This window comes from Avibacterium sp. 21-599, from assembly GCF_026226765.1.
Classification (GTDB): Bacteria; Pseudomonadota; Gammaproteobacteria; order Enterobacterales; family Pasteurellaceae; genus Avibacterium.
Genome location: NZ_JAKKOB010000001.1, coordinates 467895 through 479797 on the forward strand (window position 1 = coordinate 467895; position 11903 = coordinate 479797).

At 41.7% G+C, this 11903-nt stretch carries 16 protein-coding genes; 4 read left to right on the forward strand and 12 right to left on the reverse strand.

Annotation, left to right across the window (positions count from 1 at the left end):
- Positions 1–3: 3 nt before the first annotated feature.
- The 12 genes from L5B83_RS02200 to L5B83_RS02255 are packed head-to-tail and all read right to left on the reverse strand — an operon-like array spanning position 4 to position 8697.
- Positions 4–588: an outer membrane lipoprotein carrier protein LolA gene (locus L5B83_RS02200; protein WP_265777420.1), complete on the reverse strand. Its 585-nt coding sequence runs from the start codon at positions 586–588 to the stop codon at positions 4–6.
- A 14-nt stretch (positions 589–602) separates the two neighbouring features.
- Positions 603–1049, reverse strand: coding sequence for an acyl-CoA thioesterase (locus tag L5B83_RS02205; protein WP_250351037.1), 447 nt, complete (start codon positions 1047–1049; stop codon positions 603–605).
- A complete protein-coding gene (locus L5B83_RS02210) occupies positions 1046–1978 on the reverse strand; it encodes an LpxL/LpxP family acyltransferase (RefSeq protein WP_265777421.1) in 933 nt (310 codons plus the stop codon). Before L5B83_RS02210 ends, L5B83_RS02205 begins: the two co-directional genes overlap by 4 nt.
- Positions 1975–2700 (reverse strand): glycosyltransferase family 2 protein, encoded by a 726-nt coding sequence (locus L5B83_RS02215; RefSeq protein WP_265777422.1) that lies wholly within the window; start codon positions 2698–2700, stop codon positions 1975–1977. Before L5B83_RS02215 ends, L5B83_RS02210 begins: the two co-directional genes overlap by 4 nt.
- Positions 2693–4018 (reverse strand): AMP-binding protein, encoded by a 1326-nt coding sequence (locus L5B83_RS02220; RefSeq protein ID WP_265777423.1) that lies wholly within the window; start codon positions 4016–4018, stop codon positions 2693–2695. Before L5B83_RS02220 ends, L5B83_RS02215 begins: the two co-directional genes overlap by 8 nt.
- Positions 4008–4571 (reverse strand): hypothetical protein, encoded by a 564-nt coding sequence (locus tag L5B83_RS02225; protein ID WP_265762361.1) that lies wholly within the window; start codon positions 4569–4571, stop codon positions 4008–4010. Before L5B83_RS02225 ends, L5B83_RS02220 begins: the two co-directional genes overlap by 11 nt.
- Positions 4572–4575: 4 nt before the next feature.
- Positions 4576–6237, reverse strand: a complete 1662-nt coding sequence (locus L5B83_RS02230) for an AMP-binding protein (RefSeq protein ID WP_265777424.1) — start codon at positions 6235–6237, stop codon at positions 4576–4578.
- Positions 6230–6508: an acyl carrier protein gene (locus L5B83_RS02235; protein ID WP_250351608.1), complete on the reverse strand. Its 279-nt coding sequence runs from the start codon at positions 6506–6508 to the stop codon at positions 6230–6232. Before L5B83_RS02235 ends, L5B83_RS02230 begins: the two co-directional genes overlap by 8 nt.
- An 8-nt stretch (positions 6509–6516) precedes the next feature.
- Positions 6517–6774 (reverse strand): phosphopantetheine-binding protein, encoded by a 258-nt coding sequence (locus tag L5B83_RS02240; RefSeq protein ID WP_250351043.1) that lies wholly within the window; start codon positions 6772–6774, stop codon positions 6517–6519.
- Between the two features lie 13 nt (positions 6775–6787).
- On the reverse strand, positions 6788–7540 hold the full coding sequence (locus L5B83_RS02245) for a lysophospholipid acyltransferase family protein (RefSeq protein WP_265777425.1): 753 nt from the start codon (positions 7538–7540) through the stop codon (positions 6788–6790).
- A complete protein-coding gene (locus L5B83_RS02250; RefSeq protein ID WP_265777426.1) occupies positions 7525–8277 on the reverse strand; it encodes a beta-ketoacyl synthase chain length factor in 753 nt (250 codons plus the stop codon). The genes L5B83_RS02245 and L5B83_RS02250 overlap by 16 nt, the downstream gene beginning before the upstream one ends.
- Positions 8278–8283: 6 nt before the next feature.
- On the reverse strand, positions 8284–8697 hold the full coding sequence (locus tag L5B83_RS02255) for a hypothetical protein (protein ID WP_265777427.1): 414 nt from the start codon (positions 8695–8697) through the stop codon (positions 8284–8286).
- 141 nt (positions 8698–8838) lie between these two features.
- On the opposite strand from L5B83_RS02255, the gene L5B83_RS02260 reads away from it, so the two are divergent.
- The 4 genes from L5B83_RS02260 to L5B83_RS02275 all read left to right on the forward strand — a co-directional run bounded on the left by L5B83_RS02260 (position 8839) and on the right by L5B83_RS02275 (position 11891).
- Positions 8839–9264: an excinuclease ABC subunit A gene (locus tag L5B83_RS02260; RefSeq protein ID WP_265777428.1), complete on the forward strand. Its 426-nt coding sequence runs from the start codon at positions 8839–8841 to the stop codon at positions 9262–9264.
- Between the two features lie 137 nt (positions 9265–9401).
- A complete protein-coding gene (locus L5B83_RS02265; protein ID WP_265777429.1) occupies positions 9402–10328 on the forward strand; it encodes a dialkylrecorsinol condensing enzyme in 927 nt (308 codons plus the stop codon).
- A 2-nt stretch (positions 10329–10330) separates the two neighbouring features.
- The gene (locus tag L5B83_RS02270) at positions 10331–11494 is read left to right on the forward strand and encodes a beta-ketoacyl-ACP synthase III (RefSeq protein WP_265778360.1); all 1164 of its coding nucleotides are present in this window, start codon (positions 10331–10333) and stop codon (positions 11492–11494) included.
- Positions 11481–11891 (forward strand): hypothetical protein, encoded by a 411-nt coding sequence (locus tag L5B83_RS02275; RefSeq protein WP_250351049.1) that lies wholly within the window; start codon positions 11481–11483, stop codon positions 11889–11891. The genes L5B83_RS02270 and L5B83_RS02275 overlap by 14 nt, the downstream gene beginning before the upstream one ends.
- The last annotated feature ends 12 nt before the right edge of the window (positions 11892–11903 follow it).

The following is an 11903-nucleotide window of genomic DNA, read 5'->3' on the forward strand; positions in this document are numbered from 1 at the left end:
TTTCTATTCTAGTGCTTGTTTCACCGCGGATGATAATGGCTGATTAAGCTGAATATGCTGAAAGTAAATTTTTGTGCTATCACCTTGTACTTCATTCAGTTGCATTGCCGTTACGCTCTGATTTCCCTGTACAATAATTGAAGTAAAGATTTGTTTCATTAAGAGCGAATTTGGCGTAAGTTGCAATGTCCATTGTTTGGCATTACCACTTAATGCAAAATCAAAATGGCTTTTTAGCCCCGACAAATCCCCCGATAACAAGCCTAAAAACAGACGAATTTGTTGCGATTGCGCCATATTTCCGTTAGCAACCCAACCTTGCCCATTCCATTGCGCAATACCCTGTGGGGTAATCCGTAATTCTGTGCGAAAAGGCTGCGTCATTTGCCACAACAAGCCTTTTTCTGCTACTAATGTAAAGTTTCCTTTAGTTTCAATAGGTTGTGGCAATGCTTTAAGAAAACGCTGCTGTACAAAATCTCCTTGTACGGTATGACTTTGTTGAAGTTGAGCGATAAGATCTTGCTCAGAAAACGCCCAAAGAGGTAAACTGACTATCCATAATAATAACGCAAAATATTTTTTCATCTTTCCTATTCCAATTAAGCGAGAGGTTGAAAACCTTTATATGCCTCAAACGCCTTTCGCCAATTTTCCGTTGCTTCTAATTGCATCTCGCCCGTTTTAGCGTCCACCACCACTTGTGTCGTACTGGCTACGGTGAGTTTTTTGCCTGTTTGTAAATCGCTAATTACATAGTCGATGCGTAGGCAAGTATCGTATTCCAATACCGAAAGGGTAACACGAATTTTTTGGCGAAAAAGCGCAGGACGAACGTATTTCACATTCAGTTGCACAATGGGCCAACCATAGCCGTCAGCACGGATATGATCGTAAGTGTAACCAATCTCTTCTAACAATGCACAACGTGCCATTTCAAAATATTTGATGTAATGCCCGTGCCACATAATATGTGCGGAATCCACATCAAAAAATGGGATCTCGTAATCAGATTGATGTTGGCAATAAATATGTTTTTTTGTTTTCATTTTTGTTCGTCATTCCAAAAATCGTAAAAATTGAACCATTGCAATGGCTGTTCTCGGCACGCTTGCGCCAAAACATCAGCATATTGTTGCATTGCCTGCTGAATGTGTTGCTGACGGGCAATGCCTCGTCCTGAAATGGCTGAGCTGAATCGGCGAAGTTTTAATTGATAACGCCCTTGCGACTTCACACAAAACACCGTATTAAGTGGTGCTTTGAGCAATGCCGAAAGCAACCAAGCCCCTTGCGGAAAATCGGCTGACTTACCAAGAAAATTGACTTTTTCGGTTTTATCACCACGCACCGGAATCCGATCAGCGGCAATGGCAATCCATTCACCTCGCTCTAACCGTTGGTGCAATTCAAACATTTTTTGTGCATCTAAATCCATTACCTGAATAACGGGAAGGGCTTTAGCACCGGCTTTTTCTAAAGCGTCATTGAATGCCTCAGCGTGGTGACTATGCACTAATACATTCAGCACAAAATTAGGGTGATGTCCACTATCTACTAACGCGCGACAAATTTCAATATTACCAAAATGGGAACACAATAAAATTTGCCCGCGGTTTTGATGATCAATATCGTGATAAAGATTGTCCGCATCATCAATGTGTAAATCACGATAATGAATTTTATTTTGCCACACCGCAAAGCGATCGGTAATCGCGACACCAAAGGTTAAAAACTGGCGAAAAACCGCCCAATGAGGTAACCTCGTGTCAGGAAAAGTTTGGCACAAACGTTGCTGATATTCCGCAATATATTGGCGGGCTTTCTTTGATGTAACAAAAAAATAGCTCACCACGACAAAGGTAGCAATGCGGATCGCCCACAAAGGCAGATATGCCACAATCAAGCGTGTTAAGTTGAGAAAGAAACGCGTTCCACGCTCCTGCTGTTTTGCCCAATGTTTATCTGGTTGGCTCATAACGGCTTGCCTTGTATCATTCGCCATACCATCTGCCAAAAAAGTTTGGTGTGCATTTTGCTGATTTTCCAATTATCCGCAAAAGCCCGAAAATGAGATGTGCCATTCTTATCATAACGAACGGGGGTATCCACCCATACCATTGGGATTTGATACCAGTGCGCTTTGACAATAATTTCAATATCAAAATCCATACGATCGCCAATTTTTTCCTGCTTCAATAAATTGATCATTGCTTCCACAGGATAGAGCCGAAAACCACACATTCCATCTAAAATATCGCGTGAATGGGTGTGGATAGCATTCCAAAAATCGGTAATTTTTCTACCATATAAACGAGCCTTAGGTGCATCCTCACCATAGATTGGACGCCCACAAATAAGTGCGGTGGGATTTTCAGCACTTTTTTGCAAAAAGATTGCCACATCAGAAAGCTGATGCTGTCCGTCTGCATCGACTTGTACGGCATAGGCAAAACCCTGTTCCCACGCTAATTGAAATCCCACTTTCATTGCCGCCCCTTTTCCCCCATTTTGTGGGCAAAAATGGACTTGAATACCCTCTTGCTGAGCAAGCGTATGCAGTACGGCTTTATGAGAAGCTGTTGAGCCATCGTCAATAATCAACACGGGCAAATCAAGTTGGCGTAGCTGATTTGCAACAGCGCTAACCGTGGTTGAATGATTGTAATGAGGGATAAGCGCAATTACCTGTTTATTCATTAGCGAATTCCTCTTGCTGGCTAAGAAAAGCTTGCTCGAAATCAGCGTTTAAAATTTTTGATTGACTATTGCGTGGCAATTTGTCGGTAAAACGCCAAAAACGGGGTAAGCCTGCCGCTTCTTGATTTTGGCTCAGGTGTTGGCGCAGTGAATGAATCACCGCGTTACGCCCTTGAGTGCGGTAAACTTTCAATCCTTCTTCCGTTAACGCGACCCAAGCCGCAGGACGAGCCTGATTTGGGTGCTTTGCCACAAAGCAATCAATGACCCAAGAATGCTGCTGCAAGGCTTGTTCTATATTGACCAGAGAAATACGTTTGTCGCCCAGTTTCACAATGCGGTCCGCGCGTCCTAACAGTAAAAAGCGCTCGCCGTGCATTTGTACCATATCTGCCATAATTTCTGGTTCATCAAGCCAAGGTGAATTAACCCAAAGCGTTTCATTTTCTGTTAATCCCACCTCTGTTACCACTGTCGGTGTCCATAACGTCTCTTGTTCTCGAAACGCGATTGCACCAGTTTCAGTACTACCGTAACCTTCGATCATTCGGCAACCTAGCATATCGTGGATATGTTGTGCAGTCTCTGAAGGCAAAGGAGAACCTGCTGAAATGACAGCACGAATACCGCAACGAGCCAGTTTGGTGTCTTTTAAATTAAGGTGAGTAAGCAATGCAGGGCTACTCACCCATAATACATTCTCTGCTTGTAAACTTTCGCTCATCAAATATTCGGGATAATGGTATTGCAAGCGAGCGATAGACCAACCAAGATAGAGCGGTAAGAAAATACGGTAGGATAAACCATAATGATGTTGCGCGGAAACACTTGATACCACATAAAGTGGCCTATCCGCTGAAAACTTGATAGTGTCAGCAATAGCTTGTGCTTCCTGCCACATTTTTTTCGCTGTTTTGATCAAAACTTTTGGTTCGCCACTACTACCGGAGGTTTTAAGCCAAATTTCGCTTTGACAATCAGGATCAATTAACGGTTGCGTGAGGGTTTCTGCTTCTACCTGTTGTTCTAAACCGAAGGTCGCAACACGCTCATTATCCATCAGCATTGCATTTTCTCGTGCAAGCCATTGTTGGTTTTCTGCTAATAAATTAGGTGGCAATAACACGCGCACTTTTGCCTGAAAACACGCCAACAACACGCACGCCATCTGTGCGGCATCATCAAGCCATAAGCCTAAGCTACGCACCTGTTGCTGTTGTAATTGCTGACTAATTTGCCAAGCTCGTAAGGTAAAATCTTGCTTTGACCAAGGTGGATTTAAGGTAATATCCTTGATTGCTGAAAAATTAATTTGCATGATATTTTTTTACTCGTTGTCGAATGATCCATTCAATGCCCATAATCAAGCCAATGAACACATAGGAAATCACCCCTGAATATAATGCCCAATAATCATAATATTGTCCCAATATGAGTGCAGTCGTCACCCCAATATTAATAATAAAAACAATGCACCACACTTGAGTTACGGTTCGGGTGTAACGCACACCTTTATCGGTTAAATTTGGCTCTTGTAAGCGCGCTAAACGTTCTACAAAAGTCTGTGATTGCCATAAACTGCTTGCAAACAATAGCAACATTAATCCATTAATAATCACTGGATACCAAAACATTCCCACTAAAGCACGCGTGCCGGCAATCACCGCTAAAATTAACGCTAAGCAAAAGGAAAAATAACGCTGCGTTGATGGGGGTTGTTGCCATCCTTTCACCGCCCATAAGAGTGCCATTACCCACGGTAGATAATATAAAATGGGGCTATCTGCCCCTTGCCACCAAAAAAAAATGGGAAAAGCCACCGCACTTATTGCAAGGAATAAGGTGATAAGAACGGAAGTGAAAGCTTTCATTATATTATTCCGTTAAAATTGCTACACCACTACAGCAAGTTTCTTCTGCTACCTTGAGTTGGAAAGCCATTCGTCGCTTTTCAGGTTGCCAAGTAAGCGAAAGTTCAAACTCATCATTTGGACGTAAAAAATGCTGGAACTTCAAACGATCAATGCTCGAAAACGTTGGGGAATACCCTAAAAAACCCTGCATTTTTTCGCTGATCCATTGTAATTCGATCACGCCCGGCACTAAGGGAAATTCAGCAAAATGATCTTTTAAGAAACGCAATTCCAACGGCACTTTGCCTTTTATCACATATTGATTCTGATCACACGCTGGCGCTGACCAAATGGGATCAAGCACAGTTTCCACACAAACCTGATTAAACGCTAATTTATTAATTTTCGATTGACTATTGCGGGGTAATTTGTCAGTAAAACGCCAAAAACGTGGAATAGCTGACTTATCTTGATTTGCTGCTACGGCTTGTTTCAATTGTGCAATGACTGCACGACGACCTTGTTCACGAAAGGCGTTAATACCCACTTCCGTCAATCCTACCCAAGCGGCTAAACGATTTTGTTCTGGATGACGTGCAATATAACAATCCTCTACAAAAGGATGCTGCAATAATTGACGTTCAATACTCACTAAAGATGTGCGTTTATCGCCGATTTTTACAATGCGATCACAGCGTCCGAGTAAACGAAAACCCGAGCCTTCAAATTCTACGACATCTGCCGTTTGCTCACGCCCAGAAATCCAATCGGCTTCAATCCACAAGGCATCTTGTTCATCTTGTCCGAGCTGGCTCTTTGGCAACCGTTGCCAAAGATGAATATCATCACGGATAGCAATAGGCCCTGTTTCCGTACTACCATAAATTTCCACCACAGGGGCGTGAATTGCCGTACGAATTTGCGTTGATACGTCATCAGCCAATGCACCGCCTGAAGAAACCACACCTTGCAAACTTTCTGGCATAGCCATTTTATCCCAAGCAATACTTGATAACATCGCAGGACTGCTCACTAACACCGCATTTTCTGATTGGTTAAGTGCCGACTTAATACATTCAGGATAAAACAGTTGCTTACGCCCTATTTGCCACCCCAACACTAAAGCCATCATAATATGCACGGTTAACCCATAAACGTGCTGAATGCTTACGGTGCTAATTGCACGCCACTGCTTATCTGCAGGAAACGGTAAAGCATCGGCTAACACTTGCGCACTTCGCCACATTTGTTGAGCCGTTTTGACAATGGTCTTTGCTTCTCCTGTACTGCCAGAGGTTTTCAGCCAAATTTCCGTTTGCGCATTATGATCAAAGTGCGGTGCAAATTTTTCTTCTTTTAGAATAACCCTATCCTGACCAAACGCATCAAAGGATACTTTTGAAGGCAGTGTTGCCTCGTTATCACATAACCAAAACTGCGCGTGCTGAGCAACCCATTCAAGGCTTTCTTCAGTTAAATTAGGCGGAAAAAGTACGCGTACATCAGCCTGCCACGCGGCAAGTAAGGTACAGGCAAGATTGGCACCGTCTTCTAGCCAAACAGCGATAGATTTCACGTTTTGCTGTTTGAAAGCTTCTGCCATTTGTAACGCTTTATAAGCAAAGTCGCCATAACGCCAATCAGGTTGTGTAGCGATAAGGCTGTGTTCCGTATAATTAGGCATTCTGTGAATCGTCAGTGGCTTGTTGGGTTTGTTGGCTCATTTTTAACACGGCTTGCACCACATCATTTACGGTACGCACATTGCGAAAATCTTCAGGTTTCACTTTGTATCCCGTGTTACGTTTGATGTAATCAATTAAATCAATGGCATCAATACTATCAATTTCCAGATCTTCATAAAGATGGGTTTCTGGTGTGATCTTATTTGGATCAATTTCAAAGAGAGAAACCAAAGCCTCAGAGAGTAAGCCCTGAATTTGTTGTTCTGTCATCATCGTTATTAACCTTGTTGTGAACGAATAAAGGCGGCTAAAGTATTAACATTCGTGAAGTGATCGCGTAACGCGTGCTGTTCACTATCTAATTGTAAATTAAAGGCTTTTTGTACAGCTAAACCGAGTTCAAGTGCATCAACGGAATCTAAACCTAAGCCCTCATCACTGAAAAGCAATGTTTCATTTTCAATATCTTCTGGGCTGATGTCTTCTAATGCTAAACTTTCGATAATGATATTTTTAAGTTGTTGCTCTAATTCCATTTTATTTATCCTTTTATTGAGTTTGAGAATTAAAATAATCGTTTAAATATTGTGTTAGGCGACGTGCCGCCAAAGGTAAAGGCTTTTCAGCAAGCCAAATTTGTGGATCGATATCATCGCCCACAGAAAGCGTATAAGTAATGCGCGTTTTAGGAAGTTGATACCAAGGTTGCCCTTTCTTGAAATTCAGTGGACGCATTTTTATCACCACCGGCGTAATAATTTTCGCACTGCGTAAACCAATCGATACCGCACCACGGTTCAACTTTACCACGCCATCCCAACCGGTTCTTGTTCCTTCAGGGAAAAGCAAAATTGCTTGTTCTTTCAGCACGTTATCACATTGTTCTAACAGCTCAAGAGATTCCGTATTAGGCAAAAATCCACAAGCCAGAATTTGATTTCGCATTGTGGGGTTGTGTAATAAATCTTGTTTTACAATGCAATTTAACTCCGGCGTTTTCGCTAAAGTAAGCACGACATCAAGTAAAGAAGGATGATTAGCAATCACTAATTGTCCCGCGCGTCCTAATTTTTCAAACCCCTGATAGGTTACTTCTAGCACACCACTCCAAACGCAAAAGCGAATAAAATAATACCAAATTTTCCCAACAAAACGACGCACTTTTAATTGTGTGGCTAAATTTTGTGAACGACGTGCATAAGGGTATAGAATCAACTGCAATAATGTTCCTGCTATGCCCCAAAACGCGAAACCTATGGCGGTAGCAAGAAAACGGCGTAACCAATCTACTTTTTCTGCCATAACCAAACCTCTCCACGGGAGCTTAACGTTTGCCACTGAGATTGGTCTAAATATTGTTGCTGCACCCAAAATAACGTATTGTCACCACACTTTTGTGCGGGTTCAACGCGCTCCTCAGCACGATGTAAGCTAAGTTGGTATTGATCACCTTTTTCTACGACTAAGGCTAACGCATAACCAAAAGGCTGACGAACCACAGGTTGTGCATTATATTGTTCCGCCAATGGCGATTCTGCCACGACGACAAGCACACGTTGTTGTCCTTCTTGCAACAATAAGTAAGCTTCAAGTAATGCGACTTCTAAATTATCTTGTTGTGCCATAATTGCCGTGGTTTCTGATTTTACTTGGCGCATTTCTGACCATTGTCCAACCAACGCATTATGCACAGATAAATTAAAGGATGTGGGTGAAATATCACCTTCGCTTAAAAGACTATGCCACAGGGCAAAATTGCGATTAATTTCACTATTCGCAGAAGCATAAACCACGGGGATATTAGGCTGTTCTTCCATAAGATCCCACGCTGCTTCAAAAAATAAGCGCGCCAATTCACTTAAACGTCGCCGTTTTAATGGGGGTAAAAAGGCTAACTTAGGAGCAAAAGGTTGCCATAAGTGGCTGCTTTGCCTCCAATGTTGTTCGCCTAATTGCCAATCTTGGGGGGAAAGCTCACGGTTAGTCACCACTTTCCATCCTCTTAGCGAAAAATTAAACTGACAAATTGCGGTGTTCATTGATTATTATTGAAATAATTCGTTAATCATTAAATCGGTTTGACCTTGTAAGCCCACTTCTTTTACACGCTCCGCTTCATCACCACCTCTTCTATAAGTAACAAAGCCAAGCACTTGCTTATCTTGTTGAACTTTTAAACTCCCACGGGCAATAATGGCACGGTTACCACGAACATTCGCTTTTAAAATAGATTCGCAACTTGCTAACTCATTGAATTTAACAAAGTGTGCTTTAATACCACGTTTTTTTAAGCTCGCTAAAATTGCGTCAGAAAAATCTTCAGGTGCTTTTCGCAAATCTGCGGTAACGCATAATGGCTGCTTAAGACTCGCTAATTGCACAGGTTGCAAATCCTTAACCCCTGCGGCACACCCAACTAAAGTGACGGCACAGAAACAAATTGAGAATAATTTTTTCATTACAGAAACCTAATTATTGATTGATAAAAAATGTTGTGGAAGTTTACCTTAATTTACGCTAAATTACCAAGCACAAAAGCAACCATTTATATAAGATCGAATTAAGGTATTTAATCTATCTAAGAAAAACAAGGAAAAATTATGAAATATTCAGTAAAATTTGCCATTGCGTTCACCACACTCTTACTTGCTGCTTGCGCACCAAGAGATACCACCCATTATTACTCCATTCAGGAAGCGTTGAATTCCCCTGAAGCGAAAGAGGTATTAGATCCAAAAATTAAACTCTATTTCGGCAAACCCGCACCGGGTTCGACCGTAAAAGCAGGTATGGTAAGTAATCGTAAAACAAATGCAGCAAATAAAAGTGATGAGAAATCTTGCCAATGGGCGTTCCTCACAGTCGTGAAACAATTCCAAGATACGGCGAAAAAACATCGTGCCACGAAAGTGGGCAATATCATCAGCTTCTATAAGAAAAACCCTTATCGCAGCACAACGCAATATGAATGTCACGCAGGAAATCTAATGAGCGGTGTTGCCTTGAAAGGCGATATTGTTCGCTAATTCATTTCATTAAGTGCGGTCAAAAATTGGGAAATTTTACACCGCACTTGATATTTTATCTGGCTTGACAAGCACATTATCAAATTTATAATTTTGCGCCGAATTTTATCGGTGTACGCTTTGTAGTACTTAACTTTATGGTCACGCATTCAGCTAAACATATTCTTGTCGTTTCTTATTCGCAAACAGGGCAACTTTCTCACTTAGTGGAAAGTTTTCTACAACCACTACGCACTCAACAAGACATTTCAATTGAAGAATATCAGGTGAAACCGCAACAGGATTATATTTTTCCGTGGAAATTTATCCCATTTTTTAATACCTTTCCTGAAAGTGTTCACTTACAACCTGCGCCCATTGAAACACCAACACTGCAACGTAGGCAATATGATTTAGTCATTATTGCATATAGTGTTTGGTTTCTTTCTCCATCTCAACCGATTACCGCGTTCTTACAAAGTGAACAAGCTAAACACATATTGTATAACACACCTGTCGTTACCTTAATCGGCTGCCGTAATATGTGGTTAATGGCGCAAGAAAAAGTCAAAGCATTATTAAATCAAGCGGGCGCAATACTGGTTGGTAATATCGTTAAAACGGATCAATCTAACGCGTGGGCAAGTTTTATCACCACGCCATTATGGTTGTTTACAGGTAAAAAGCGTCCTTATAAATGGTTACCTAGCGCGGGCATTAGTGAAGAAAATATTGCCGATATGCAGCGATTTGGTGGCGAACTTGCAGAAAAATTAGCGGAAAATACCTCGCTCAATCAACCCCTGTTTCAGAATATGGGCGCAGTGCAAATTGATGAGAAACTGATGATGAGTGAAAAAGTCGGACACCGTAGCTTTTATTTATGGGGTAAGCTATTACTTAAGTGCGGTCAAATTTCACCACGTTTGCGCCAAGCTGTGTTATATGTTTATATTGCTTTTTTAGTCTTATTAATTATTACCGTCGTGCCAATTTCCGCTCTCATTAAGCGTTTATTAAAACCATTATTAAAAGAAAAACTTGAGCGCCAAAAACGCTATTTTGCTGCCCCATCTGGAGAATAATGATGTCGCAACTTTCTGAGGTTTATATTAATTCAGTGGCAAGTTTTTTGCCAAATGATCCTGTTACCAATGATCAAATGGAAGCCGTATTGGGAATGGTCGGTGATGTTCCTTCCCGTGTTCGCAATATGATTTTACGCTCAAATGCGATTCGCACGCGTTATTACGCCATTGACCCACAAACACGGCAAGCCACGCACAGCAGCACAGAACTTGCAGTCTGTGCTATTAAAAAATTAGTGGCGCAAGGCGTGGATATAAATCAGCTTGACTGTTTAGCCTGTGGCACCTCTTATCCTGATCAAATTATGCCGGGACAAGGGGTAATGGTTCACGGCCTAATTCCCAATGCACCAGCTTGCGAAGTGCTAACTACCGCAGGCGTTTGCGTGGCGGGAATGGCAGCGATGAAACACGCCTATAATGGGATTCGCACAGGGGAACATCAAAATGCGATTGCTGTGGCATCTGAAGCCGCCTCAGCAGTAATGCGTAGCGAAAATTTTCGTCCTGAGATTAATCAAAAACAACTTGATAATGCGAGACCTGAAATTGGCTTTGAAAAAGATTTTTTACGCTGGATGCTTTCAGACGGCGCAGGAGCAGCACAACTAAGCCATCGCCCAAATCCAACAGGCATTAGTTTTAAAATTCATTGGATTGATCTCGTCTCTTACGCCAATGAAATGCCTGTGTGTATGTACGCAGGTGCAGAAATCGACAATGGCAAGTTTGTTAGCTGGAAGACGGTAGATAGCCAATATCGCGACAAACACAGCCTAATGGCAATTAAACAAGATGTAAAATTGCTCAACGAAAATATTGTGAAATATACCGTCGAAAAAGCCTTAATTCGCTTAATCGACAAATATCAACTCCGTGCTGAAAATATTGATTATTTCTTACCGCACTATTCTTCTGGCTTTTTTCGTAACAAATTATCGGAAGGTTTACAACGTATTCAGTTTGATATTCCACAAGAAAAATGGTTTACCAACCTTGCCGAAAAAGGAAACACGGGATCAGCGTCTATTTACATTATTTTAGAAGAATTTATGCGCACTTTCCCACTCAAAAATGGTCAGAAAGTGTTATGTTATATCCCCGAGAGCGGTCGTTTTTCCTCTTGTTTTATGTTGCTTGAGGTGGTGAATGGAGCTGAATGACATTCCACAAGATGATAGCCGCATTTTCCGTGGACAGAAAAAGATCATCTACGCCACCCAAAATGGGCATTACCAAGCTAGCACAAGTACAGGCTGGCAAACGGAAGAATTTGCCACTCAGCAAGCCGTGGAAGCCCTTAAGCAACAAACAGAACAAGCCTTACAGGCGGTTAAAAACGGGCAAAAATCAGTGTTGTACTATTTAATGTATAAATATCGTTTTGATGAACAATCCCTCGCCCAAGCCACCGGCTTCTGGCAATGGCAAATAAAGCGACATTTTAGGCCTGAGGTTTGGGAAACACTTTCTCAGAAGAAGCTAGAGAAATATGCAGATGTGTTTGGTGTTGAGATGGAATATTTCAAAAATTTTGTATCACATTCTTCTTTAGCGTAATCTTTGGCTTAT